Raw genomic sequence first — 25776 nt, 5'->3', positions numbered from 1 at the left:
AGGGGATCGTGTGCCATTCGCATCGAGTGGCGGCGGCGGGCGAGGATTCGCCCGCTTTAATGCCGCACAGAAAAAGAAGGCCGAAGACGAGCTCGACTTCGAAAAGCTCCAGAATCAAATTAATAATGCGAAACTTCGCATTGAGGATTCCGGCAAAAAAGTGGAAGACAGCGATCAACGAAATTGGTTGGAGAAAAGCCTTAATTTGCCGCAGAAACAGAATGTTCTATTTGACGTACTTGACGTTCTCGGCCGACCCATGCAGGCCGTTGAAGGAGCAATTATCGGCGCGCAGACTGGTGAAAACTCACTCTCCAACGCCTGGAAGGGATTCAGCGGCAAGGAAAAGTACAGCGGTCAGGACATCGTGGAGAACATGGGGGTTCAGAACAAATACGCCAAAGGGTTGCTTGGGTTCGGAATTGATATGGTGGCAGACCCTCTTACGTATGTCCCGGGCGGCGTGCTGCTCAAAGGGGCGAAGGCTGCAGCAGCCCCGGCGGTGGCCGGTGCCAAGCTCGGATACAAAGCAGCTGAGAAGATTCCGGCGTTTGGTCGGCTGAGTGAGAACGTATTGAAGCCGGCAGCGGAGAACGCCAAGGATGCGCTGGGAAATATGTTCGTCCCGCGCTACGGGATCGACCGGACGCTCGGCGGCGGCACTGACGACACACTTGGATCGCTGTACCAACAGACGGAGAACGCCAGACGCTACATGCAGGACCAGTCTTTCCGTGGTGTGGTGGACGCGGTGCAAAAAGCAGGTGGTGTGGATGCGGGAACAGACGTCGGCCGGATTATGGAGGCTCCGCTGAAGCAGTTTGAGGATGTGCCGGGCTTCGAGCTACCAAGCGGTGAGTTCGTCAAGGACCGCCGCGCTGTGCTGGACCAACTTCAAGGCCAGAAGTCAGCCCTGCGCGATGCGGGCGCGGACTTGGGTAAAAAGACCAAGGACTACAAGCGAGCGGAACTTGAACTAGCAGGCGGACTCAACCAGACGAATGACAAGCTCCGCAGTTTATACGAGCGGGTGGCGAGAACGGCCGGAAGCGAAGTCGAGAGGAACCACGCGAGGAATGTGGTGGAGGCGACCAAAGAAATAAGCCGCATTGACTCGCAGCTCACGGGATTGGACAAGGCCCAAGACGCTCTGCTTAAGCGGTACAAGAAGGAGTTCCGTGACAATCACGGCGCTCAATTTGATCTGTTGAAGCAGGTCCGGCAATTCGCTCCGGCTGGAATCCGTTTAACAGACTATGACGTGTCGGCTCTGCCAAAGAGTTTACAAGGTATTGTTCGTGACGGTGGTCGGAATATCGACGAGCTCGCGGATGAGATGGGATACACCAGTGGAGACGAACTGCTGCAGGAATTAGAACACGTCGCACGGCAGCCGAAAAAGATGGATGACGCCACGCTTGGAGATATGGCGGCGCGCCGGGCTGAGCGGGAAGGTGCGTTCGAACACTTCGATGAACAGCGGGCGGCGCTGGCTGCGGCACGGGAAACGCTGCAGCAATCCCTTCAGGGCCTCGCGGACAAAGATATGGCGGCGATGGCTGAGGAGGGCATCGTATCCGCAGTGGCTAGGCATCCGAACTATGCCGGTTTGACAGATCAGCGCCGGACGTTGGAAGAGCAACTTGGGAGCTTGCGAACGGAGCGAGATGCGACTTTGTCTGCTGGCAGAGAGGGCGTCCGTAGTCTTCAAGATTCTATCGACCAGTTGCGAGCCGCGGCGGATAACCAGGTCGTACAGACGCAGCCGGCTGAGCGGGCGGCGCGGGAGTTGTCGCAAGACGCTGGAATCCAATCCGCCGCTCGCAGCCTCATAGAATTCAATCAAACCATCCGTGACTATGCGCGTGAAGCTGGAATCGAAATCAGCGAGCTCGAAGGTTACATGAAACATACTCTCAGCCAAGCGGAGCGGGAGGCACGGGCGAAGGGGATTGGTCAGGCCGTCAAGGTGGATCAGGGCCGCTTCGGAGCTGCTCAGCCGAGTAAGAAGGTACTGGCTCAGCGGGAACTCACTGGCAGTGTCGAGGATATCAATGAGCGGCTGGGCCGGGAGTTTTTCGAGCCTAACGCTTTTTTTGCGTCGGCTCAGGGGCAGCGGCAGCTTATCGATTACATCCATGCTGTCAAACTGCGGCGGGAAGTCCTGAATAATCCGAACTACGCACGCAAAATCGAGAAAGGTGAGAAGGTCACGCCAGGTCGTGGAGAGATCATCATCGATTCCAACAACTACACGTTTTTGCGGCAGGGTGAAAATGCGCTGGCGGATGCAGACGGGCTCCCGCTCACCTATGAAGTTGGCGGACAGTACCTGGTGACCAAAGCGGCTAAGGGTTTGCTGGACCGCTACCAGCAGCTTACAACCGACGAGGGAATGAACGCCTTCCTGAAAGGTTACGACGCCATGATGAATGGATGGAAGAAGCTTGCTCTCGCCAGTCCGAACTACGTCATCCGGAACGCGGCCGGCGCGCTTGCGCAGAACTATTTGGCAGGAATGACGAACCCGGCTTCGCTGGTCAAGTACACCAAGCAGGCAATGAGTGAGGTGGAGAAGGCCGGCCGTGAGGGTGGTAAACGAAGCGAGATGCTGGACGAATTTTACCGTCAGGGACTTGGTGGCGGCCAGACCAGTGCGGAATTTTTAAACAGCGCAGATCCAGCAAAGGCACTGAACAAAGAAGTGGAGAAGGCTAGCTCCAGCCGTTTGAAACGGTACACGCCAATCGTTGGAAACCCAATAAGGAATGCCGCTGAATTTAGTGATGCGACAAACAAATACGCTCTGTACAAATGGGCGCGGACAAAAGGCTTGTCACCAGAGCAGGCGGCGGCGAAGGTCCGGCAGGCACACTTCGATTATCAGGACATCACTCCGGCGGAGCGGCAGATTTTCGCACGGGTCATTCCGTTTTATCGGTGGATGCGGAATAACATTCCTTTCCAGGTGGCGAACTTCGCTATGCACCCTGCCCGATATGCGGCGCTGGAAAAGGCGCGTGACAACGCCATTGAAATGCAGGGGATGGACGACAGCAATACACCTGATTATATGAAGGAATCTTTCGCAGTGCCGATTAGCGGCGACGGCGGAAAGGGGTATATGCTCGGCCTCAACCTACCAATTGGTGACCTAACGAAGCTGTCCAACCCAATCAAGATGATTACGGATAGCTTCGCGGAGCCGATCACGCTGCCGATCGAGCTGGCGACGAACCGTGATTTCTTCCGGAACAAGGACATTGAGAAGTTCGCCGGGCAAACGACGAATTACGGAATTCCAGGCTTAGGCGAGATTGGACTCGATCCAAAGCTCGCATACGCCATGGAGTCACTCGGAGGCCAACCGGTTCGGGCGGTGTCCAGCTTAACGAAGGTGCCGGACAGCAGCGATATGGAGCGGCAATATCTGAATCCATCGTTGGGCCTAGCGTTGCCGATCAAGCCTTATGACTACGAGAAGTTCCAGTTTTACAACCAGCTTGATGAACTGAAAAAGCTGCAGGAGTATATCCAGTACCTGAAAGCCAATGACGTAGAAATACGGGATGTTAGAGAAATTCAGAGATAAAGAATAGGGGTGGCGAGATGCATGATGCACAAGTGAGTACTTTAGTAATTCAGGTAGCTAAATTGGAGACATTGCAGGAAGCCAACACCCGAGCATTAAGTGAAATGGCTACAAGTGTAGGGCGGTTGGTAGATCGTCTTGAATCCTCTGACGATACAGCAAAAGAAGCGGCCCAAAGCACACGCTCTGCTCATAAACGGCTCGACAAGATGGAAGCTGAATTGAAAGACGATAAAGAAGAATTGAAGGATGAAATGGATAAAATGAAACAAAATCAGAAGTATATCATCACAACGGCATGCACACTCATTAGCTTAGGAGTTGCTTTCCTGAGCTTTGCATTCAAATTTGTACAATAGAGGAGAATGGCGATAATGACGATGGACTGGACTATTATCAATGCGCTTATTAAACCGGAATTGGCCGGAGTGTTAGCTGTTTGTTGGATTCTAGGTTACGTGCTGAAGCAGACGCCAAAAATACCGAATTGGTCAATCATTTACATTGTGACGCTGGTCAGCCTGTTGATGACTTGTATGCTGCTTGATTGGACAGTCATGAGTATTATTCAAGGTGTCCTTTGTGCAGCGGTTGCTGTGTTTGGGTATCAGATTGTCAAGCAAACAACCAAGGCAGCGGAAGGAGATGGTGCCCGATGAATTACCGTATCGACCATATCCCGTTGACGACGACGTGCAAGCGGCGTCCTGGCGTGCCAATGCAGGCCGAGACGATTACCATCCATAACACCGGTAACGCCAAGAGTACGGCAGCCAATGAGCGGAGCTGGCTGACCAATCCGGGCAATACTCGGCAGGCTAGCTATCATATTGTCATTGACGAGCGCGAGGCGGTGGAGTGCATTCCGCTAACAGAGCATGCCTGGCACGCTGGAGATGGCAGCGGCGCGCGGAGTGGGAATCGGACAAGCATAGGCATAGAGATTTGCGAGAGCGGTAATTACGCGAAGACACTCGTTAATGCGGCTGAGCTTGTCGCCAAGATGCTTCAGGAGCGCGGTTGGGGCGTGGATCGGTTACGGCGGCACTTTGACTGGAGCGGCAAGATTTGCCCGCGGCTCATGTATGACGGTGGAAAATGGACTGGTTGGGAGGCGTTCAAGGCGATGGTGCATTCAAAGATTAAGCCGGAGGTGAAGTCGGTGATTGAAATGGTGCCAAAGGTTGTCCGCAAGTCGGACGGTAAGCTGCTGGCCATCGGTAAGATCGAGGACGGCAAGCTTGTCGCGCCGGTGGCGGATATTGTACGGGGGTTGGGGCTGCCGGTGGATTGGGATAATGAGACAAAGAAGATGTATGTATAACGTAAGTCCTGCCTGCTTCCTTCATTGGAAGTGGGCTTTTTTCTGATTTGTCACCGTTTCGACATAAAATGAGAAGGTGCCGCTTGGTGCCATTCTTGGTGCCAGCTTTTTATTTTTGGTGCCAAAGATGGTGCCGAACAAGATATCCACCTTTGCAGCGATTTGCAGGACTTTGCACTCATACCGCGTCGCTATGGCGATAAGGCGGAACGAACTGCAATGATCTGCAAGTACCTGCATAGTTCTTCAATCATATGAATTATGAAAGAGTTCTAATAAAAAATGAGGAGGGATTCGACAAGAAACTACGAATATTAACCTTAACAAAAAATCATGAAACAACATGCCGAATTTTCGAGAAGAAAAACGGGGGAACCACTCCGGGTGAATGAATCTTGCAAGAGAGGATTCTAGGGAACCTTCTACCGAACCCACAGCTAACTTCGTAGGCATCTGAAGGGAGAACAATTTTTGTGAAGAAAGCCGTCTTGTCCGTATTAGGTCTGATTTTACTTCTTACGTTTAGCACTAGCGCATTTGCAAGCACGCCCGATCTCGACAGCGCCATCAAAAAGGTTATTGGAACGCCGTACAAATACGGCGGCACGACTACGGCCGGTTTTGATTGCTCTGGTTTTGTCCGTCACATTTTTAATCAGTTTGACGTAAAGCTGCCTCGCACATCGAAGTCGCAAGCGAAGACCGGCACAAAGGTGGACAAGTCCGACCTGCGTCCAGGAGATCTGGTGTTTTTTAACACAAGCGGCAAAGGCATTTCTCATGCCGGAATTTATGTCGGCGACGGCAAGTTCGCTCACTCGTCCAGCAAAGGCGTCCGTTACACGGCGCTGTCCGATTCCTACTATGCCAAGCGTTATGTAACAGCTCGCCGCGTTGTAACTGGCGAAGACTACATGACGATGATCGGCGAGGATGACGACGGAGAAGACGTAGCGGGAGAATAAACGCACCGCTGCACTGTCCATACATACAAAGGAGCTGGTCCCGGTTGATAGGGGCGGCTCCTTTTGTTTTTTGTTGAATGGATTACATGGTTGAAAGGAAATGCTGGAAATAACATTGAAATAAGACAGAGACTGCATATCATAACGAGGAGGGCTCAGCTTGCTATTTATATTGATTTTGTTAGCCGTAGGCTTTTTGTATATCATTTCGAACCAGTACTCCATCATTAAAGAGCTGCGAGAGAGCCGGAAGCTGCTTAAAGAATTTACGGATGAGCTCAGAAAATCGGATAAACCGGGTTAGGAGGCGGTTTGACCCCGCTTATCTTGTATTTTATATCTATGGAATAGGCGTTTGAATCGGTCCATCTACCAAAACTTACATATAGTAATGACGGATAGAAAATATTCAGTCAAAGGAGTTTTGGTAGGTGAAAAAAGCGGTAAAGTCTTCCAAGCAAGCGAAAACCCGCCGTAAAAATCCGATTGGACCGGTAAATGCATTCACTAGAATTATTAGTCAAAATCCTAAAACGAAGTTATCCCCGACTCAGTATTATCCAAAAATCTGCAAGAGCGCGTTTATTGGTCCGAGTTCCAGCGTGACGGGAAATGTAAGCATCCGCGACAATGTGTTTTTGGCCCAAAATGTATCGATTAGCGGGGATTTAGGCGGTCCTGTTTTGGTCGACTCGGATGTCAGTCTTTCCATCGGAGTCGTTTTGTTCGGTGAAGAAAAAAATATGGACGGACCTGAACCGTATACGATTTATATCGGCAAAAAATCAGTCCTCTCTCACGGAGCGATTATTAACGGAACGAGCTACATTGGGAGCCGCGTCGTTGTTGGATCGCAAACGACCATTTTTTATTCCACGATCGGAGACGGCTGTTTCATCTCCGCGGGCGCGACAATCCGGAACGTCACGATTGCCCCTAACCGATTCATCCCGCATGGCGCTACCGTCAGCACGCAAGCAGAAGCGGATGCGCTTGAAGAGGTAACTCAGGAATATGTCGATAGATACCGCGTTTTGTACTCCACGTTCAGACAGTTGTATAAGGGATACGCCGCTATGTATGCCAAAAAAACAAGATCAAATAAATAGAGCCTCGTTTGGTTAATTGTATGTTCAGTATTTCTTGTTATTTTTATTTTCAGCGCTCTTCCTCATTCAGCAGCAAGAGGCCGCTGCCTTTATGGAAGGCGCAGCCTCTTTTTCATGTCCCAATTAAACCTCCAGCCTGCGGCTCGAGGAGCGGACAATCAGCTCGGATGGCAAAATAATGGTGCGGGGGCCTGAACTGCTGCCGTTTTCAATCAGGTCCACAAGCCGTTCCATGCCGAGCGCCCCGAATTGGTAAGCCGGCTGCGCCGCTACCGTAAGGAAAGGGTTCAATACGGAGGCAAAGCCCAAGTCGTCGAAGCAGACAACGGAAAGATCCTCCGGGACGGACAAGCCGATACCGCGCAGGGACTGAATAACGCTAAGGGCGATAAAGTTGTTGGCGGCAAAAATGGCGGTAGGCGGCTTGTTCTGCGCCAGCAATTGCTCCAGAAAATCTCGTTCCGCCTCTTCCCGGTAACCAAGATGCAGAACAAGCTTCTCGTCATAAGGCAGATCGTTCAGCTTTAGCGCTTCCCGGTAGCCGGCATGGCGTTCGCGCGCAGTGGATACATCCTCCGAGCCATTGATGAGCGCAATGCGCGTGTGGCCGAGCTGGAACAGATGCTCAACGAGCTTGCGCGCCCCGTCGCGGCTTTCCCCGATAATCCGGTCGGCTGTTATGCCTGGCACGTCGCGGTCCAGCAGCACAAAAGGAATCCGGTGTTTTTCCAGCTGCTGCAGATGGGCCGCCGAGCCGTCTCCGGCCGGAGCAAAAAGAACGCCATCCACGCGCGTGGACAAAATCATGTCTACATAGTCCTTCTCCTTGGCGTAATTCTCATCGCTATTGCCGAACAGCAGCCGGTAGCCGAGCCGTTTGGCCGTATCCTCCGCTCCCCGGGCAAGCGTTGTATAAAAGGGATTGGCAATATCGGTAATGAGCAGGGAGAGGATGTTCGTTTTTTGCAGGACGAGGCTGCGCGCGTTAGAGTTGGGCACATAATGGAGATCCTCCATGACCTGTTTCACGCGGCGGCGGGTTTTATCGCTAACTCTTCCTGTGTTATTGATAACGCGAGATACGGTCATGGCAGACACTCCGGCCTCGCGGGCGATATCGTAAATAGTAATCATGGATGCTCCTCCGTCGGGACAATACATTGTTCTTATTGTATCGAAACGACCCCATTGACAGCAAGGAATTCCGACGTTAAATTAGAGTTATCGATAACACAAATTGTGCGAAGTATCTTCAAGGAGGCAAAAGCATGGATCATTCCTTACCAGCCGGCGCGGATGCGATCGTGATGGACGCACGAGATCATGTCGCGACGGCGCTGCGGGATTTGCAGGCGGGCGAAGTCGTCCGTTATCAGGCAGGGGGCAAGGCGGGCTCAGTTACGTTGCTGGAAGCGGTTTCTTTTGGGCATAAGCTGGCCGTTTCGGATATTTCTGAAGGCACGGAAGTTCGCAAATACGGAGAGGTCATCGGCAGGTCGGTGGCGTTTATTGAAGCTGGCCGCCATGTGCATGTTCACAATATCGAAGGCATTCGGGGCAGGGGCGACCAGGCCGAAGCAAAAGAAGGAGGCGGCGCGTTATGACAGCGGGCAGCAAACAAGCAACTTTTATGGGTTATGAACGGGAAAATGGAGACGTCGGCATTCGCAATCATCTGCTTATTATCCCGACGGTCATTTGCTCCAATCAGGTCAGCAGCCGCGTTTCCCAGCTTGTGCCAGGCGCCATTGCCGTACCCCATCAGCATGGCTGCAGCCAGATTGGTGCGGACAAGGACCGGACGTTCGACGTGCTGGCTGGAACAGGCATGAATCCGAACGTAGGAGCCGTGCTGATCATCAGCCTTGGCTGCGAAGTCGTTGATCCTCAAGCGCTGGCTGACAAAATCAGAGTTACCGGTAAACCTGTCGAATGGTTCGACATTCAAAGTGTCGGCGGCTCCATTAAAGCAATTGAGCATGGAGCGAAGCTTGCGCGCGAGCTGCAGGCGAAGCTGCACATGCAACCCAAGGTGCCGATTCCGCTGTCCCGCCTAAAGGTTGGTGTCAAATGCGGCGGCTCCGACGCCACGTCAGGCCTGGCCTCCAATCCGGCTCTTGGCGCTGCTGCTGATTCGCTCGTACGCGAGGGCGGTACGATCGTAATTGGCGAAACGACGGAAATTATCGGCGCCGAGCATGTTCTTGCCGAACGCTGCGCCGAGCCGGTAATCAAAGAGCAGCTGTACCATATCGTGGACCGTTTTGAACGCGAGGTGGAGCGTATGGGCGCTGACATGCGCGGCGGCAATCCGAGCCCTGGCAATATCGCCGGCGGATTATCCACCATTGAAGAAAAGTCGCTCGGCTGCATTAGCAAATGCGGCACTTCTCCGATTCTCGGCGTAATTGAATATGCGGAGCAGCTGCCTGAGGGCGGGCTTTATTTTATGGATTCCCCAGGAAACGATATTGAATGCGTCTCCGGCATGGCGGCGGCTGGAGCCCACATCGTCTGCTTCACGACAGGGCGCGGCACGCCGACTGGAGCAGCGGTTATTCCCGTCATCAAAATTACCGGAAACGGGCGTACGTTCAAGCTGATGGAAGACAATATGGACGTCGACGTAAGTCCAATGCTGGACGGATCGCTGCCGCTGGAAGAAGCCGGCGAGCGGGTGTGGCAGGAAATAATTGAAGTTGCGGACGGCAAGCTGACAAAGGCGGAAATTCTCGGCCATCAGGAGTTTTCTATTAATCGCATCGGGCCAAGCCTGTAATGAGGAGGATAGCTGAACGATGAAGGAAGCAGACCGAGCCTGGCTCGACTTGGACTATAAACCGAAGCTGCCGAAAAACCGCAGCATGGGCATCGCCATTATTGGAGCGGGCGAAATAGTGGCATCCTGCCATTTGCCTGCTTACCGGATGGGCGGATTAAACGTTGTCGGCATTTTTGACTTGGATAAGCAGCGCGCACAGAGCTTAGCGACCGCATTTGGGCTGTCGCGAGCATACGGGACTCTGGAGGAGCTGCTGGAGGATCCGGACGTCAAGGTTGTGGACATTGCGATTCCGGCCAAAGCGCAGCCGGACATCGCACGGCTGGCCGCACGAGCAGGCAAACATATCCTCTGCCAAAAGCCGCTTGCCGAAACTTATGCGGAGGCTGCAGCTATCGAGCGGGCTTGCCGCGAGCATGGCGTCAAGGGAGCGGTCAATCAGCAGATGCGCTGGTCCCCCGGCATTCGCGCCAGCCATACGATTATGCAGCGGGGGTGGCTTGGCGAGCCGCTGCAGGCGACGATTTCCGTCAACGTTAAACAGGAGTTTGCCAACTGGGGCTGGCTGAGAGAAATGCCGACGCTGGAAGTGATGTATCATAGCATTCATTATCTCGATAGTATTCGGTTTCTGTTTGGCACGCCGGAATACATTTATGCGGACGGAGCCCGCTTCCCGGGTCAACAGACCGTTGGCGAGACCCGTACGATGCTGCATTTGAAGTTCCCCGGAGAAGCGCGCGCGCTCATTCACGACAACCATAACCATATCGCCGGGGAAGAAGATTGGCATGCAACCTTCCGCTTTGAAGGCACGCAAGGAATCATTAAGGGCACAAACGGCTCGTTGTACAACTATCCGATCGGCCGGGAGGATACGCTGCAGTTTCACTCCAAGCTGATTCACCGGGATTACTGGTTCACGCCTCAGCTGCATGGCAAATGGTTCCCGGATGCGTTCCTTGGCACGATGGGCGAACTGCTGCGAGCGATCGAGGAAGAGCGTGAGCCTGAGAATAGTGTGGCTGACAATTTGGAAACGATGCAGCTCGTGTTTGCCGCGTATCGTTCCATGCAAGAGAACCGTCCTGTTACGCTTCAGGAAATCGCCCAAGAGGAGACTGATTCATTATGTTAAAAGGCATTCCCGCAATACTGTCGCCAGAGCTGCTGGCCGTGCTCCGTTCGATGGGGCATGGAGACGAGCTGGTACTGGCCGACGGCAATTTCCCGGCCGATTCCACCGCAGCCCGGCTCATTCGCGCCGACGGTCATTCTATTCCTGAGCTGCTGGACGCCATACTGGAACTGCTTCCCGTCGACGATTATATTGAATCGCCTGCGGCGGTGATGAGCGTTGTGCCTGGCGATCCGGTTGTGCCGGTCATTTGGGACAAATACCGCGAGCTGTTGAACCGCCATGAAGGACGCGAGGTGCCGATTTCAGAGCTGGAACGGTTTGCGTTTTACGACCGGGCGCGCAAAGCGTATGCCGTGGTCGCAACGGGCGAATCGGCCCAATACGCCAATTTGATCCTGTCCAAAGGTGTCGTCCGGCCGCAAAACTAGCTCAAGAGCGAGGGAGAGACGAGCATGAGACTGAAGGATAAAATTACCCTGATTACCGGAGCGGGCTCCGGCATCGGACGCAGCACGGCGCTGCGCTTCGCGGCGGAGGGGGCCATCGTTGTTGTAGCCGATCTGAACAAGGAGGCTGCCGACGAAACGGTAACGCTTCTGACGGAAGCGGGCGGGCAAGGTTATGCGATTCGCTGCGACGTTACCGATCCCGGATCGGCGCAGGCTATGGCGACTGAAGCGCTGGACAAGTTCGGAAGGATCGATGTGCTGTTTAACAATGCGGGCATCAGCGGCGTTGGCGCGCTTCATGAGCTGGAGCCTGACGCCTGGGACCGCGTCATGAACGTCAACATTCGCGGCACGTTTTTGCCGAGCAAGTACGTGCTGCCGTCCATGATGGAGCGCCGCAGCGGCGTTATTATCAATATGTCCTCCTGTATTGCCGAAATCGGGCTTGCCCGCCGCGCATCCTATGCCGCGACCAAGGGAGCGGTGCTGGCGCTCACGAAGTCCATGCAGGTGGATTATGCGGAATACGGCATTCGCGTGAACGCTCTGCTGCCGGGCACGATTTTGACCCCGTTTGTAGAAAAATACTTGCAGGAATCGTACAGCGACCCGGAAGAGGGTCTTGCCGGCATCCGCAAGCGCCAGCTGAGCGGCGATCTTGGCCGCCCGGAGGATGTGGCGGACGGAGCGTTGTTCCTGGCCTCCGACGAGTCGAAGTTTATGATGGGCTCGCCGCTTTATATCGACGGCGGCGTCGTGTTTGGGAAAAACGCTTAACATTTGACCGGAAGGGAGACTTTTAAACGATGAAGCTGTTAACATTCCGCAAAAACGGTGAATTGGCGCTTGGCATTCGCACGGAGCAGGGCGTCCTGGACGTTGCGGCTGCTGCCGCGGCACAAGGGAAGGGGGCGGCAGTCCCTCTGGACATCCATGCAGCGATTCAGGGCGGAGCAGCGGCGCTTTCCGCGCTCCAAACGCTCGCAGCAGGCGCAGAGGAATCGCCGGAGCTGTGGAAAGCGGAGGATTCGCTGCAGCTCGGACCTTGCGTGACAAATCCGGGCAAAATTATTTGCGTCGGACTGAACTACCGCAAACATGCCGAGGAAACGAATGCGCCGATTCCGAATTACCCGATTCTGTTCAATAAATTTGCGAACACGGTTGCTGCGCAAGGCGACGATATTCCGCTTCCGCGCGTCAGCTCGGAGGTGGATTACGAGGCCGAGCTGGTTATCGTCATCGGCCGCGAGGCCAAATATGTCGGACGCGAGCAGGCGTTGGAGCATGTGTACGGCTATTGCTGCGTCAACGACCTGTCCGCCCGCGACCTGCAGCTGCGGACGCCGCAATGGCTGCTCGGCAAATCCTGCGACAAGTTCAGCCCGCTTGGGCCGTATCTTGTCACCTCCGATGAGGTCGGCAATCCAAACGAGCTTGCTATTTCCGCGACAGTGAACGGCGAGGTCAGACAATCGTCGAACACGGCGGATATGATTTTCCGCTGCGACGAGATCGTCAGCTATGTTTCCCAGCATATGACCTTATCGCCGGGTGATATTATCCTTACCGGTACGCCGGAGGGCGTTGTGCTGGGCTTGCCGCCGGAGCAGCGGGTGTACCTGCAGCCGGGAGACATTGTCGAGATCAGCATTGACAAGCTCGGTACGCTGCGCAATCGGATGGTAGCGGAGCCGGAAGCGGCTCCGGGCAGCTACGACTGGCGCGCTTAATTTGCCTGTAATAATCAAAAAAGAAGGCAGCCAAAAGGCTGTCTTCTTCACGTTTTAAAGCGTATGATTTTAACCAAATCGGTGTTATCGCGGTCAGCCCGCAGCGGCGACGCCGTTAAACGTTGCCGGACCGCTAAGCTCAACATTGTAGGAGTATTGCGGAGTGTCGGAAGTAATGAACAGCGTATAACGGATCTGTCCGGCGTTCGCTTCGTCGGTTGTAGGAAAATCAGCGCAGTTTATGACAGCAGGGAAAAGCACATCCTCGCCGACTATTCCGGGCTGAACCAGCTCTTCATACACGAATATGCCGGAGCCGAACGTATCTCCGCCGTTTTTCTCAATGACTAGCGTCACCCTGGCAGTTGAATTCGACTCGTCAAGATTTTGAAAAAAGGTAACCGTCCCGTTAAGCATAACTTTAACGCTGCTTGCAAGCGGGGTGTTGGCGACGCTCACGGTTTGCAGTCCGATATCGCCGACCAGCAGAAACTGTCCGTCGTATATTTCAGGGCCACCGCTGCTCAAATTTGTGGCTTGTGATAAACGAAGATCGACAAATTGCTCGGCCACTCTTTCATCTCCTTTCCTCATCATGGAATGGTAAAGCTGTTCAAGAACATGCAAAATCAGCTGTCTGCGGATGCGATGCCGTTAAAGGTAGTAGGTCCATTCAGCAGAATATCGGCGGAAAACTGGGTGGCGGTCGAGGTGACAAATAGCGTATAGCGGATTTGTCCGGCGTTTACTTCATCAACCGTTGGGAAGTCGGCGCAGCTAACGGATGCGGGGAAGATCGTCTGAACATCGATCGTGCCCGGTTGAACGATTTCTTCATAGATCAGGATGCCGGAGCCAAACGTGTCGCCTCCGTTTTTTTCAATCAGCAGAGTAACAAAGGCGTCGGTATTGGGCTCTTCGAGTTCTTGGAAAAAAGTTACCGTCCCGCTCAGCATGACTTTAACGCTAGCGGCTAAGGGCGTATTTGCGACGGAGACCGTTTGAATGCCGAGGTCGCCAACGAGCAGCTTCACCGTGTTGTTTATTTCCAGGCTTAAGCTAGGTCTGTTAGAATTTTGCGATAAACGCATATCTACAAATTGAGACATGATTTGCCTCCTCTCTAATCGAAATATGCTAGTACTATATGCTAGAGTAGCTTTAAAAGTGAGCCTATTTATTTAAAATTGCCGAGAATACTCCACCTTCTACAAGGAGGGGATGAATCGGCATTTTTTGGCTGTATAAACCGAACGTATGTGCTATAATTGGGGGAGACCGCAAAACCGGAGGTGATGGTTGAATGGTGCATCACAAGGCGTTTCGCTTTCGCCTCTATCCCACCGAAGAACAACGGACGCTCATCCATAAAACCATCGGCTGCGCCCGCTATGTCTTTAATCACTTCCTTGAAAAGTGGAATCAAACCTACCAAGAATCAGGAAAAGGGCTGACCTACAACACCTGTGCAATCGGACTGCCTCCCCTCAAGCGTCTCTTTTCCTGGCTCAAAGAAGTGGACAGCATTGCTCTGCAATCTAGTGTACGGAACCTAGCGGATGCCTTTGCACGGTTTCACCAGAAGCAGAATAAGGCCCCTTGTTTTAAATCGAAGCGGAATCCTGTGCAAAGCTACACCACGAAATATACCAACGATAACATTGCGATTGAAGGCGGTCGTCTGAAGCTGCCCAAGCTGGGGTGGGTTCGCTTTGCCAGATCCAGAGAAGTGGAAGGTCGAATTCTTTCAGCCACGATTCGGAAGAATTCATCAAGCAAATACTTTGTCTCGATTCTCTGCGAAGTGGAGATTCAGCCGCTCCCGGAATTGGACACCGTCATGGGCGTTGACTTGGGTCTCAAATCGTTTGCGGTGTGCAGCAACGGGGAGGTTGTGTCCAATCCGAAGCATCTCCGCACGTACGAAAAGAAATTGGCGTTCTGGCAACGTCGCTTATCGCGGCGTACAAAAGGCGGTTCAAATTATGCCAAGGCGAAGCAGAAGATTGCTCGGATTCATGAGGAAATCGCCAACTGCCGACAGGACTTTTTGCACAAGCTCTCCACCAAATGGATTCGTGAAAACCAAACGATCTGCCTGGAAGAGCTGCAGGTAAATCATATGATGCAACATCCCAAGCTGGCCAAGTCCATTGGGGATGCCAGTTGGGCCACGCTTCGCACCATGCTGAGCTATAAAGCGGATTGGTATGGACGTCAAATTCAAACCGTGGCAAAAACCTATCCATCGAGCCAGCTTTGCCATGTGTGCGGAAGCCGAAATCGCGACGTGAAACAGTTGGGCCTACGGGAATGGAGTTGCTCCCAATGCGGCACACATCACGACCGCGATCATAACGCGAGCATGAACATCCGGAAAGAAGGATTACGTTTGTTGGGAACTCCCAACGGAACTGCGGGAACCGCAGGGAATCGCTTGCTCCTAAAGAGAAGGTTGCTTCTCTGTTCGCAAGAATCCTCCACCTCTCCAGGTGGTGGGAGTGTTCAATGGCTATCCGATATTAGCTGTCCGCTACTGCTATCCCATTGAATGCGACAGGACCAATAAGAGATGTATCTTCCCCATCAGGGACAGGTGAAGAGATAAAGAGAGTGTATCGAATCTGTCCGGCATTAACCTCAGCAACGGTCGGAAAGTCGGCGCAGCTGACGGATATCGGAAATATAGTGACACTTCCTAGAGTTCCAGGCATTAGGAGATTGGAATAAACCAGTATGCCGGAGCCAAATGTTTCGCCTCCATTTTTCTCTATTGCTACAGATACATTTGCATCTCTTTGTTCCTCAGTCATATATGCCATCGTTCCGGTCAGCATAATTTTAACAGTGGCGGCCATAGGGGTGTTTGCCGCAGCAACTGTCTGAAGTCCTATATCTCCCACAAGAAGAAGCTCAGTGCCGAGCGGAACGCTGGCCGTTGGAGAATTAAGCGCTTGAGATAAGCGGAGGTCCAAAAATTGTTGTGCCATTTGATATCACCTCCTTCTGAATAGCGCTTGATAGTACTATATGCTAGATAAAAAGAAAGGTGAGTCCGAGTGATAGACTGCGAGAGTTGATTTTGTTGCCGTAGTTGAAAGGTTTTAATTGACTAATATACCCCATGGGGGTATATTTCAGAGAGGGAAGGATTATTCACAGCAAGCCTTGAAAGGGGATAAGAACAGATGAAAACAGAAGTGCTGCAAGTAAAAGGGATGTCTTGCGGACATTGTGTGAACTCCGTAGAAACGGCCGTAAAACAAGCGGGCGGCTCCGCGAAAGTCGATCTTGCCACCGGCAAAGTAACCGTTGATTTCGATGAAGCCAAACAATCGTTGCAAACAATTAAGGACGCCATCGAAGAGCAAGGCTACGATATCGTATAAAGGCAGTACAAGGCGGCTTCGATCTCATTCGGCCGGCTTGGGAGGCAAGGCTTTCGGAGCTCCGAAAGCCTTTTTTTTATTGTGAAGTTAGCCTGGAGGAAGGGGGTTATGCGCGGCCGGGACAATGGGCAGGCTGGATAATGGTCATTTTGGCGGAGGTGCATGATGTTGATAAGTTTGCTGCATAACAATCGTTCGTTGGAAAAGAAGAGGTTAGGCGCGGTGCGAAACGGGGCGCTGCTCATTGCCGCTGCAGTTTTGCTTGCAGGCTGCTCCTCGAGCGGCGGGAATACGCATAAAGGACACGGAAGCTCTTCTGCCCCGGACACGGACAAGCAGGCTGTCACTGCCTCCGTTCCGGCGGAATACTCGGCATCCGGCGCGGCTGAGGCTGCACCGTGGGTTGCCACCAAAAACACCACCCGGATCAACGCTTCAAATCCGGTGCAGGCGGCGGTGCTCGTATCACGTACGTTATGGCCGGCGCAGCTTGAAACCGGGAGACCCGGCGCGGTCATTCTGACCGATCCTACGGACTGGGCCGGGGCGGCGGCAGCGGCGCACCTGATCCATCATCCGCATAACGGCCCCGTATTGTATACGGATGCCGGAAAAATGCCGGATGTTACGCTTCAGGAGCTGCTCCGCCTAAATCCGACGGGCATTTCCGGCAGCGGAGTACAGGTTATTTTGGTAGGAAAGATCGATAAGGACTTGGAAAAAGCAGTTCAACAACGAGGGTTCAAAACCGCGCGTGTGGAAGGCCGGTCGGCAGCTGAGCTGGCGGCCGCGGCGGATGCCTACTATATCAGCTCGGCAGGGGAAACTCCGCCCGGCGTTATCGTCGGCTCCTCGGACGAGCAGAGCTTCACGATTCCAGCGGCGTATTGGAGCGCGCATATGCCGGAGCCTTTGTTATACATATCGGGGAACAGCATCCCGGATGCAACAGCGCAAGCGCTTCAGAAGCGCGGCGGAAAAGCATCCATTTACATCATCGGGCCGGAAAAGGCGGTATCGGCTCAAATTGAAAAGCAGCTGCAGGCGTACGGGAAGGTGACTCGCATTGCCGGAGGGGACCCATTCGAGAATGCCATTGCTTTTGCCGAATTTAAGGATGAGTCAACCGGCTTCGGCTGGGGAATTAACGCCCCTGGCCGCAATCTCACCTTTGCCAACGCGGATGAGCCGGCGCTAGCGCTTGCAGGCGCTCCATTTGCGCATCTTGGGAAACACGCTCCGCTCATTTGGACGGACAAGGAAGCAATGCCGGATGCGGTTATGAACTACGTCATGAGCCTCCAGCCGCGTTATGATCAATCTCCAGCAGACGGACCTTTCAACCATGCTTGGCTCATTGGCGGCGATACTCGGCTGACGGGAGCTGCGCAGGCGGAGCTGGATGCGATGCTGGAAATTGCCTCACCTGCGGGCGGAGGGCATGAGGGGCACTGAGCTGTCGTGATTTTGCAGGTATATTGTCCGATTCCGCTAGTCGCCGCGCCGCTTCCTGTATGATACAGTAGAGCTTGGGACGCAAAGTCCGATACGAGGAACAGGTGGAGGGAACAAGATGAGCCACAAGTTACGTGTAGGTATTATTGGCTGCGGCGGAATTGCGAACGGCAAACATTTTCCGGCGCTCAGCGGAAACAAAAATGTAGAAATAGTGGCATTTTGCGATATTGATCTTGAAAAGGCTCGTGAAGCAGCGGCTAAATACGGCGCGGAAAACGCTGGCGTTTATGCCGATTATACAGAGCTGCTGAAGGATTCCAGCCTTGATGTTGTTCATGTATGTACGCCGAATGACTCTCATGCGGAGATTTCAATTGCTGCGCTTGAAGCCGGCAACCATGTCATGTGCGAAAAACCGATGGCCAAAACGGCTGCAGAAGCGCGCGCGATGCTGGAAGCTTCCCGCCGCACCGGCAAAAAGCTGACCATCGGCTACAACAATCGCTACCGCACCGATAGCCAGCATCTAAAAAAAGTATGTGAAGCTGGCGACCTTGGCGAAATCTACTATGCCCGCGCTCATGCAATCCGCCGCCGTGCTGTCCCGACCTGGGGCGTGTTTTTGGACGAAGAAAAACAAGGCGGCGGTCCGCTGATCGATATCGGCACACATGCGCTTGATTTGACGCTGTGGATGATGGACAACTACAAGCCGGTTTCGGTGACTGGTTCCGTTTACCACAAGCTCGGTTCGAAGGAAAACGGCGCCAATGCATGGGGCCCGTGGGACCCGGCCAAATTTACGGTTGAAGACTCGGCGATGGGTTTTATTAAGATGGAAAACGGGGCTACAATCGTCCTGGAAGCCAGCTGGGCGTTGAATACGCTGGATATCGATGAAGCCAAATGCTCGCTTAGCGGCACAGAGGGCGGCGCTGATATGAAGGGCGGACTGCGCATTAACGGCGAGGAGCATAGCCGCCTGTTCGTCAAGGAAGTAGACCTTAGCGCCGGAGGAGTAGCGTTCTACAGCGGCAACAGCTCCCGTGACATTGATGTCGAGTGCGGAATGTGGATTGACGCCATTTTGCAGGACAAGGATCCAGTCGTACTGCCGGAGCAGGCTCTGGTTGTCACCGAAATTCTGGAGGCCATGTACGAATCAGCAAAAACGGGCAAAACGGTTTACATGAATCAGCAGGACTGATGATGAATAAAAGGCTGGTGAAAGCAGGCGTTAAGCCTGCGTTTCACCAGCCTTTTTTAGATGAGATCAAATGCTTTGAAAAATAAATAGAGGGAAGAAAGCATCAGGAAAATGCCTGTAACTTTAGACATGAAAAAATGGAAGTAGCTCGGTTCGGGATCATCCGTACCGATCCATTGCAAAGATATCCAGTAGCTTAATCGCTGGATGCGCTCATAACGGAACAGCCCCCAGCCGACGGCTAGGGCAAGCAACCCAAGCACAAAATAAACCGGCTGGCCGGGGCGTTCATGGAACTCGGGGAAAGCTGCGATGACAAGCGTTACGGGAGGATATCTCTCCCAAACCGGGGTGCCCGGCGGCATTTGCCCGTCATTAAACGTAACCCTAACGGGCGATTCAAGGGTGCCGTCTGCATGATAAGCGAGCGGAATGCCATTGCTTATTTCGAGGCTGAGGCTCTTGCCGCCGGGATAAACGACTCGGTAGCTGCCGTCGAGAAGTTTCGGCGGCGTATTCGTATTTTTCGGCAGTGCGGTTATAGCTGCTTTGATGCCGTCTACTGTAACGGTGCGCTCAAGGCCGGAGCCGGCTGCAACAAAAGCGGGACCGTGATGCGATTCATAGCGGCGCTGATCGCCGTTTTCGGCAGCGAGCCTGTACGTGTTTTCGTTATAATAGAAAACTTGCTGGGAGTAGAATGAAACGGCCTTAATGCAAAGAGCGAGGAGCACCAATACAGCCGCCGTTCCCCACATAATCGATTTGAAACGCGGCGAGTTCATTATCATGGTTACGTTTCACCGCCATTAAATTAGAAACTAGTTTTTAAGACCCGGCATCGGCTGAAACACCATCGTTACCGGAAGATTGCTGCCTGACGGGGTCATGTATTTAAACTCGACTGTTTCGACTGAATCCCCCGAGCGATAAAGCACAGCGCCTTCGTTCTGATCTTTCAGCTGTTCATTGTTCGTAACGGGAACGAGCTGTCCGTTAATGATGAACGCCCCGGCAAACAGGCCGCCGCGCGGGTTCAAATATACGACGGTACGAGGCGCCAGCGTGATGCTCATTTTGTACAGTACGCCGAAATTTCCCCGGTTCAGCTGCAAGGAGCCGTCCGTATTGTCGTAGCCGTCAAGATAAGGATCGTAATTGTTGTCTCCAAGCAAAATTTGCTGCGGCTGCTCGCCAATGACCCCGTCCACGATCAGGTCGCGGTCCGTATTGTTAAACGAGCCGCGTGTATGCTTGCCGTCGGCTGGCATAAGCTCCATGGAGTCCATCTCCGCCAGCGGATCCTTGCCGTCAGCTACAACGATGACGCGGAAGCGCAGCGTCGAGCTTGCGGATACGTCGGCATAAGCGGAATAAACCATGCCCGGCTTGATCGGCACCGCCGAAATTTCCTGCAGCACCAGCTCCGTTTGGCCCGGTTTCACATCGATAAACGTTTCCGGCACATTGTTGTTAAGCGCCGTTAAATATCGGATGGTGGAGAGTTTGCCCGTACGGATTTCCGACGGGTCCGGGCCGCCCATGCCGGTCGCTTTTACGCCAAAACGCGACGTTTGGAACCCTTCGTTTGTAACCGCAAGATACATCTTCACATTGTAGCCGAGCGTATTTTTGTTATGAAACAGCATGCGGACCTTGCCGTCGAACTGATCGTCGAAGGCGATGCCCTCGGAGGTCCACAGTTCCGGGCTGTTGCTGCGCATCATTTTAGAAGGCTCGGATTCAATTCCGTACTTTATCTTTGGAATGTCCTTAATATGAGCGCCGTCTACGCTGATTTTCTCGCCCGCAGGCGTGAACAGCAGGCCGTATTCCTCCTGGGTATAGAGAATCTCGTCCGTAACCTGAATCGTTTTGCTAATCGTTGAAGTCAGCCCTTCATTGTCGGTCACGGTCAACGTAACCGTTTTTTCTCCCGGCTCAAAAAAGGCGTTCTGGCGGCCCGTCCACTTTGTTTTGGCCGTGTCGATCGCGTTGTTGTCGTCCGTGCTCAAATCGGAGTACTGAATCTGCTCGCCCTGGCGGTATACCTCTTTGTCGGTAGAAAAGTCCGCAACCGGCGGCTGGTTAACCGCCAGCACCTGCACATCTGCGCTGTAGGGCTCACTCCAGATGCCGGAAGCATCCTGCACACGCCGAGTAACGGTATAGGTTCCCGGCTCTGTAAATACGTCCTGTTTACCGGTCCATTCCTCTGACAGTAGAGGCAGTCCGGCAGGGGAACTATATTGATCGATATATTGGACAGCCTCACCGGCATGAATTACGGACGGTTGAATTTGGAAGGCGGCTGACGGCTGATCGGCCCAGCTGAGCATGATGTTTTTGCCGGCAAAACTGATTGAGCTGCGGCTTACTTTTGCCCAGGTGCGAACCGGAATCATCAGGGAGCCCTTTTGAGAGAAGCTCGGCGCCTCGCCCGTCCATTTGACGCCGTCAACCCAGATATCCTTAGTGTTCATGCGGAAGCGGATCTCTCCGGAAGGCGTTTTGGCGATGGATTCCTTTGACTTGGCGTCATAAGAGGTTTTGTAGCCGTACAGCTGCGCCAAAGTGCTGAATGCGACATAACTGAAATTGTTTTTAATCGTCATCGGCTGCACAGCCGTTACGGACGTCCCGTCCAGCATCATTTGGCTACTGCCTTTTGTGAGCGTCAGCAATTTTGCGCCGCCCTCGGCGCTTGCGGTTCCGCTCATGCCGTACAGCGGCGCGGCCGCCAGACTGAGCAGCGTTAAGCCTTTAATCAGTTTCATATGCGTCTCCTTTGGCTTTAAACATAGAGCGTTTGTTTGGCTCGCTCTTCACGTTAGTTAGAAACGCAGCTTATATGGAAAAGTTGCGATTTAGAGGAAATTGTTCTCAACCGGAATTAAAGCTTCATCTTAATAGCGGCCAATCCGAGATATTCCTTCAACGCCGCCAGGCTGTTCGAAAGAGCGGTTCCGGTCGGGAGCAGCTTGCTCCAATACCAGTTGGCTTGGCGCGAAACGGCGTAATCGACGGGAAAGGGCAGCGGCTCCAATCCGGCTTGGCGGAATTGCTCCAGAGCGCGCGGCATATGGATGGCCGAGGTGAGCAGCACCGGACGGGTTAAATTTTTTTCTTTCATTAATTGTGCTGTAAAGGCTGCATTCTGTTCGGTATTAAGCGATTTATTTTCCAGCAAAATAAAGTCGGAGGCAAAACCGAGCTCCCGGAGCTGCCGTCCAGCGATGTCGGCTTCGTTGCCGCTATCGGCAAAAACCTGCCCCCCGCTGAACAGCACCGGCAGTCCGGTCACGCGCGACAGGCGCGCAGCGGCTAACAGCCTTGCTTCGGCCGTTCCGGACATGTTGCCGATGCCGCCGATATCCGGCGAGTCCGGCACGGCTCCCGCGCCGAGCACAACGATGACGTCGCCTTTTACATCGGCTGCGGCCGGCGGACTGTAACGCTGCTCCAGACCCCTCATAAGCACATCCGAAAACCAGCCGGACGAGAGCAAATAAAGCAGAAGCAAACTGCCAAACGGCAGAAGGACCCATTTCCTGTCCTTGCGCCACATTCTCCAGCCTATTGCTGCCAGCAGCAGCAGAAACAGGCCGGGAGGGAGTATGAAGCTGTACAAGCCTTTTACGATATATATCATTGGCGTTCACCCCGTATAATTTTTCCAGGAATATGTACATTCTATTATATTATCATTGCTTTAATAGATAATGCATCAATACGGTGATAGAGTAAATTGACATAGCGCAAAAAGGCCGATAAAATATGATATTTGGGACACTGAAGTATCTTTTTTTGTTCTAATTCGCAATCTAAATACATGCAATAACCGCTATAGACAAACCAATGGTCATTCTATATAATACCATTTAAACTACTTGGATTTGTAGGAATTAAAATGGGGCGGTGTTGTTCAGGAGGGATTACCCTGATTGATCTGCATAATGTGACCAAGTCCTATAAGGGCCGGGGAGGCAGCGTCGACGCTGTGCGCGATATCTCCTTGCAGGTAAAGCCTGGAGAAATCTTCGGCATTATCGGGCACTCTGGCGCAGGCAAAAGCACGCTCATCCGCTGTATGAATTTGCTTGAGCGGCCGACTTCGGGCAAAGTGCTGTTTGGAGGCAAGGTGCTGACCGCGTTAAGCGAGCGGCAGCTGCAGGCGGAACGCCGGAAGATCGGTATGATATTCCAGCACTTCAATCTGCTGTCCAGCGCAACGGTGCGAGACAATATCGCTTTTCCCCTCGTGCTTGCCGGAAAAAGCAAGCGTGATTATGCGGCACGCGTGGACGAGCTGCTGACGCTGGTAGGGTTGGAGGCGCATGGCGACAAGTATCCGTCTCAGCTGTCCGGTGGACAGAAACAGCGGGTAGGCATCGCCAGAGCGCTTGCCGCTAATCCGCAGGTGCTGCTTTGCGACGAGGCCACATCGGCGCTTGATCCTCAGACGACCAGCTCCATTTTGTCGCTGCTGATGAGCATCAATGAAAAGCTTGGCCTGACGATTATTTTGATTACGCATGAAATGCAGGTTATCCGCTCCATTTGTGATCGTGTAGCCGTCATGGATGCGGGACGTATCGTCGAAATGGGCCCGGTGCTGGATGTATTCCTGCGTCCGAAAAACGCCGTCACCCGGCAGTTTGCCGATGAGCTTTCGGAGCTGGAAAGCGGTACGCCGCTGCCGCGCCGCACGGGCTCCAAGCTGGTCCGGCTGCACTTTGTCGGTGAGGAAACGTATGAACCGGTGCTTTTTGAGGCCGTTAAAGGAAGCACGGTTCAATGCGCGATTTTGCAGGGCACGGTATCCCGCATGAAACATACGCCCTATGGACAACTGCTTGTTGAGCTGAGCGGGGAGCAGCCTGCCATTGAAGCCGTAATCGCTTCGCTGCGCAGCAGCGGCCTGGATGCGGAGGTGCTCTCATGATGCAGATTCATAGTAATGCAAGCCAGCTTCGTTCAGCGGGCGGACTGGAATGGGACTGGAGCAGAATCGACCTGGCTGAAATTTGGCAGGCGACGCAGGATACGCTGTCGATGCTTGCGATTTCGCTGCTGTTTACCGTTATTTTAGGTTTGGTCATTGGCGTGCTGCTGTATTTGACATCGAGCCGCCAACTGCTGCACATGCCGATTGTGTATTCCGTTTTGTCCATCGTCGTGAACATTCTCCGTTCTGTACCGTTTATCATTCTGATGATCGCTGTCATGCCGCTTACAAAGGAAATTGCAGGCACGACAATCGGCGTTGCGGGCACGATACCGCCGCTTGTTATCGGAGCCGCTCCATTCTTTGGCCGGCTGGTCGAGACGGCGCTGCGCGAGGTTGACCGCGGCATTATCGAGGCTGCTCAGGCGATGGGCGCTTCCAAATGGGATATCGTAAGGCGCGTGCTCCTGCGGGAATCCCGTCCAGGCTTGCTGGCAGCAATCGTTGTAACGGCGATTACACTCGTGTCTTATACGGCAATGGCTGGAGTAGTTGGCGGCGGAGGACTCGGCGACTTGGCAATCCGTTATGGCTATCAGCGCTTCCAGACGGAGGTTATGTTTGTCACCGTCGTGATGCTAATTATACTGGTTCAAATTTTGCAGATGATCGGCGACTGGCTTGTCGGGCGCATCAGCCGCAAATAGCGGTCTTTCTCAAATCCAAAAATAACATCGTTATATACAACAGGAGGGTCTATTACTATGAACAAATGGGTTAAAGGTATTGCTATTACTGCACTTTCGCTGTCGCTCGCCGCTTGCGGCGCCAAAAATGAATCCAATACTCCGGCGGACAACGCCGCTTCCAATACGGGCGGTTCCGGCTCCGAGCCGGTAACGCTGACGGTTGGCGCATCCCCGGTTCCTCATGCTGAAATTTTGAATCACATTAAAGACCAGCTTGCTAAAGAAGGCGTTAATCTCGTTGTTAAGGAGTTTACGGATTATGTTCAACCGAACGTTCAGCTGTATGAAAAACAGCTTGACGCTAACTTCTTCCAGCATGTTCCTTACCTCGATGATCAAAACAAACAAGCGGGATATGATCTCGTTAAAGTGAATAACGTTCACGTTGAGCCGATGGGCGCTTATTCCAGCTCCATCAAATCGGTTGACGAGCTGAAGGACGGCGCTACGGTCGCAATCCCGAACGATGCAACCAATGGCGGCCGTGCGCTGCTGCTGCTGGCTGACAACGGCCTGATCAAGCTGAAAGACGGCGTTGGCGTTGCTGCAACCGTGAAGGACATCACGGAAAATACCAAAAACCTGAAGTTCAAAGAGCTTGAAGCTGCTACGCTGCCGCGTGTGCTTGGAGAGGTTGACCTGGCTGTCATCAACACGAACTACGCCCTGGAAGCGGATCTGAATCCAACGGCTGACGCACTGTTCATCGAGAGCAAGGATTCCCCGTACGCCAACATTCTCGTAGCCCGTCCGGACAATAAGGATTCCGAAGCGATCCAGAAGCTGGCTAAGGCGCTTAACAGCGATGAAGTGAAAAAGTTCATCGAAGAAAAGTACAAAGGCGCTATCGTACCGGCGTTCTAATGTTTCCTGAATTACAAGCGGGAGGAGACTGAGCTCAGCTCAGTTTCCTCCCGCTTTTGTTTATAG

General features: G+C 53.2%; 28 protein-coding genes and 1 riboswitch. Of the genes, 20 read left to right on the top strand and 8 right to left on the bottom strand.

From position 1 onward, the window contains the following. The first annotated feature begins 10 nt into the window (after positions 1-10). Genes M3223_RS04010 through M3223_RS03995 form a run of 4 tightly spaced genes read left to right on the top strand, consistent with a single transcriptional unit; the run spans position 11 to position 4916 of the window. Positions 11-3592 (top strand): hypothetical protein, encoded by a 3582-nt coding sequence (locus M3223_RS04010; protein WP_251559164.1) that lies wholly within the window; start codon positions 11-13, stop codon positions 3590-3592. A 17-nt stretch (positions 3593-3609) separates the two neighbouring features. Continuing rightward, positions 3610-3951: a hypothetical protein gene (locus M3223_RS04005; protein WP_251559162.1), complete on the top strand. Its 342-nt coding sequence runs from the start codon at positions 3610-3612 to the stop codon at positions 3949-3951. Positions 3952-3966: 15 nt separating this feature from the next. Beyond that, positions 3967-4251: a phage holin family protein gene (locus tag M3223_RS04000; protein WP_353057666.1), complete on the top strand. Its 285-nt coding sequence runs from the start codon at positions 3967-3969 to the stop codon at positions 4249-4251. Continuing rightward, entirely contained in the window at positions 4248-4916 is a 669-nt protein-coding gene (locus tag M3223_RS03995; protein WP_251559161.1) for an N-acetylmuramoyl-L-alanine amidase, read from the top strand. The genes M3223_RS04000 and M3223_RS03995 overlap by 4 nt, the downstream gene beginning before the upstream one ends. 21 nt (positions 4917-4937) lie before the next feature. Here the strand turns inward: M3223_RS03995 and M3223_RS03990 are convergent, their stop codons facing one another. Beyond that, positions 4938-5156, bottom strand: coding sequence for a hypothetical protein (locus M3223_RS03990; RefSeq protein ID WP_251559159.1), 219 nt, complete (start codon positions 5154-5156; stop codon positions 4938-4940). A 94-nt stretch (positions 5157-5250) separates the two neighbouring features. After that, positions 5251-5384, top strand: a riboswitch (cyclic di-AMP (ydaO/yuaA leader). Positions 5385-5389: 5 nt separating this feature from the next. Between M3223_RS03990 and M3223_RS03985 the strand changes: the two genes are divergently transcribed. The 3 genes from M3223_RS03985 (at position 5390) to M3223_RS24420 (ending at position 6990) form a co-directional block, all read left to right on the top strand. Next, positions 5390-5881: a C40 family peptidase gene (locus M3223_RS03985; RefSeq protein WP_251559158.1), complete on the top strand. Its 492-nt coding sequence runs from the start codon at positions 5390-5392 to the stop codon at positions 5879-5881. A 160-nt stretch (positions 5882-6041) separates the two neighbouring features. Then, positions 6042-6185 carry a hypothetical protein gene (locus tag M3223_RS03980; RefSeq protein WP_251559156.1) on the top strand — a complete coding sequence of 48 codons (144 nt, stop codon included), beginning with the start codon at positions 6042-6044 and terminating at the stop codon, positions 6183-6185. A 127-nt stretch (positions 6186-6312) separates the two neighbouring features. After that, complete coding sequence (locus M3223_RS24420; protein ID WP_251559154.1) at positions 6313-6990, top strand: carbonate dehydratase; 678 nt, start codon at positions 6313-6315, stop codon at positions 6988-6990. Between the two features lie 123 nt (positions 6991-7113). On the opposite strand, the gene M3223_RS03970 is transcribed toward M3223_RS24420, so the two are convergent. Beyond that, the gene (locus tag M3223_RS03970) at positions 7114-8124 is read right to left on the bottom strand and encodes a LacI family DNA-binding transcriptional regulator (RefSeq protein WP_251559151.1); all 1011 of its coding nucleotides are present in this window, start codon (positions 8122-8124) and stop codon (positions 7114-7116) included. A 134-nt stretch (positions 8125-8258) separates the two neighbouring features. Here M3223_RS03970 and M3223_RS03965 point away from each other — a divergent pair, with 134 nt between their 5' ends. From M3223_RS03965 to M3223_RS03940, 6 genes are read left to right on the top strand one after another with little or no spacing between them, the layout of a single operon-like run. Next, positions 8259-8594: a UxaA family hydrolase gene (locus M3223_RS03965; RefSeq protein ID WP_251559149.1), complete on the top strand. Its 336-nt coding sequence runs from the start codon at positions 8259-8261 to the stop codon at positions 8592-8594. Beyond that, a complete protein-coding gene (locus M3223_RS03960; protein ID WP_251559147.1) occupies positions 8591-9769 on the top strand; it encodes a UxaA family hydrolase in 1179 nt (392 codons plus the stop codon). The genes M3223_RS03965 and M3223_RS03960 overlap by 4 nt, the downstream gene beginning before the upstream one ends. 19 nt (positions 9770-9788) lie before the next feature. Further along, complete coding sequence (locus M3223_RS03955) at positions 9789-10910, top strand: Gfo/Idh/MocA family protein (RefSeq protein WP_251559145.1); 1122 nt, start codon at positions 9789-9791, stop codon at positions 10908-10910. After that, complete coding sequence (locus tag M3223_RS03950) at positions 10904-11341, top strand: RbsD/FucU family protein (protein ID WP_251559143.1); 438 nt, start codon at positions 10904-10906, stop codon at positions 11339-11341. Before M3223_RS03955 ends, M3223_RS03950 begins: the two co-directional genes overlap by 7 nt. A gap of 24 nt (positions 11342-11365) precedes the next feature. Then, a complete protein-coding gene (locus M3223_RS03945; RefSeq protein WP_251559141.1) occupies positions 11366-12139 on the top strand; it encodes an SDR family NAD(P)-dependent oxidoreductase in 774 nt (257 codons plus the stop codon). A gap of 29 nt (positions 12140-12168) precedes the next feature. Continuing rightward, entirely contained in the window at positions 12169-13095 is a 927-nt protein-coding gene (locus M3223_RS03940; protein ID WP_251559138.1) for a fumarylacetoacetate hydrolase family protein, read from the top strand. Positions 13096-13188: 93 nt separating this feature from the next. Here the strand turns inward: M3223_RS03940 and M3223_RS03935 are convergent, their stop codons facing one another. Both M3223_RS03935 and M3223_RS03930 read right to left on the bottom strand, forming a co-directional pair. After that, entirely contained in the window at positions 13189-13668 is a 480-nt protein-coding gene (locus tag M3223_RS03935) for a hypothetical protein (protein WP_251559136.1), read from the bottom strand. Between the two features lie 56 nt (positions 13669-13724). Beyond that, positions 13725-14204, bottom strand: coding sequence for a hypothetical protein (locus tag M3223_RS03930; protein WP_251559134.1), 480 nt, complete (start codon positions 14202-14204; stop codon positions 13725-13727). A 194-nt stretch (positions 14205-14398) separates the two neighbouring features. On the opposite strand from M3223_RS03930, the gene tnpB reads away from it, so the two are divergent. Then, complete coding sequence (gene tnpB, locus M3223_RS03925) at positions 14399-15646, top strand: IS200/IS605 family element RNA-guided endonuclease TnpB (RefSeq protein WP_251559132.1); 1248 nt, start codon at positions 14399-14401, stop codon at positions 15644-15646. Here tnpB and M3223_RS03920 read toward each other — a convergent pair. Beyond that, positions 15618-16085 (bottom strand): hypothetical protein, encoded by a 468-nt coding sequence (locus M3223_RS03920; RefSeq protein WP_251559131.1) that lies wholly within the window; start codon positions 16083-16085, stop codon positions 15618-15620. The genes tnpB and M3223_RS03920 overlap by 29 nt on opposite strands. Positions 16086-16283: 198 nt before the next feature. On the opposite strand from M3223_RS03920, the gene M3223_RS03915 reads away from it, so the two are divergent. The 3 genes from M3223_RS03915 (at position 16284) to M3223_RS03905 (ending at position 19149) form a co-directional block, all read left to right on the top strand. After that, positions 16284-16484: a copper ion binding protein gene (locus tag M3223_RS03915; protein WP_251559129.1), complete on the top strand. Its 201-nt coding sequence runs from the start codon at positions 16284-16286 to the stop codon at positions 16482-16484. A gap of 165 nt (positions 16485-16649) precedes the next feature. Further along, the gene (locus tag M3223_RS03910; RefSeq protein WP_251559127.1) at positions 16650-17939 is read left to right on the top strand and encodes a cell wall-binding repeat-containing protein; all 1290 of its coding nucleotides are present in this window, start codon (positions 16650-16652) and stop codon (positions 17937-17939) included. A 118-nt stretch (positions 17940-18057) separates the two neighbouring features. Beyond that, complete coding sequence (locus tag M3223_RS03905) at positions 18058-19149, top strand: Gfo/Idh/MocA family protein (RefSeq protein WP_251559125.1); 1092 nt, start codon at positions 18058-18060, stop codon at positions 19147-19149. Positions 19150-19205: 56 nt separating this feature from the next. On the opposite strand, the gene M3223_RS03900 is transcribed toward M3223_RS03905, so the two are convergent. The 3 genes from M3223_RS03900 to M3223_RS03890 form a co-directional block, all read right to left on the bottom strand. Further along, positions 19206-19940: a hypothetical protein gene (locus M3223_RS03900; RefSeq protein WP_251559123.1), complete on the bottom strand. Its 735-nt coding sequence runs from the start codon at positions 19938-19940 to the stop codon at positions 19206-19208. Between the two features lie 30 nt (positions 19941-19970). After that, on the bottom strand, positions 19971-21926 hold the full coding sequence (locus M3223_RS03895) for a stalk domain-containing protein (protein ID WP_251559121.1): 1956 nt from the start codon (positions 21924-21926) through the stop codon (positions 19971-19973). Positions 21927-22042: 116 nt separating this feature from the next. Next, positions 22043-22801, bottom strand: a complete 759-nt coding sequence (locus tag M3223_RS03890; protein WP_251559119.1) for a YdcF family protein — start codon at positions 22799-22801, stop codon at positions 22043-22045. 288 nt (positions 22802-23089) lie between these two features. Between M3223_RS03890 and M3223_RS03885 the strand changes: the two genes are divergently transcribed. The 3 genes from M3223_RS03885 (at position 23090) to M3223_RS03875 (ending at position 25710) form a co-directional block, all read left to right on the top strand. Beyond that, positions 23090-24094 carry a methionine ABC transporter ATP-binding protein gene (locus M3223_RS03885; RefSeq protein WP_251559827.1) on the top strand — a complete coding sequence of 335 codons (1005 nt, stop codon included), beginning with the start codon at positions 23090-23092 and terminating at the stop codon, positions 24092-24094. 110 nt (positions 24095-24204) lie between these two features. Next, positions 24205-24804, top strand: a complete 600-nt coding sequence (locus M3223_RS03880; protein WP_251559825.1) for a methionine ABC transporter permease — start codon at positions 24205-24207, stop codon at positions 24802-24804. A gap of 57 nt (positions 24805-24861) precedes the next feature. Continuing rightward, positions 24862-25710, top strand: coding sequence for a MetQ/NlpA family ABC transporter substrate-binding protein (locus tag M3223_RS03875; RefSeq protein ID WP_251559117.1), 849 nt, complete (start codon positions 24862-24864; stop codon positions 25708-25710). Positions 25711-25776 lie beyond the last annotated feature (66 nt).

The organism is Paenibacillus pasadenensis (assembly GCF_023715725.1).
GTDB lineage: Bacteria > Bacillota > Bacilli > Paenibacillales > Paenibacillaceae > Paenibacillus_O > Paenibacillus_O pasadenensis_A.
Note: the sequence above shows the minus strand (reverse complement) of the source record. Positions and strands in the feature narration are given on the sequence as shown.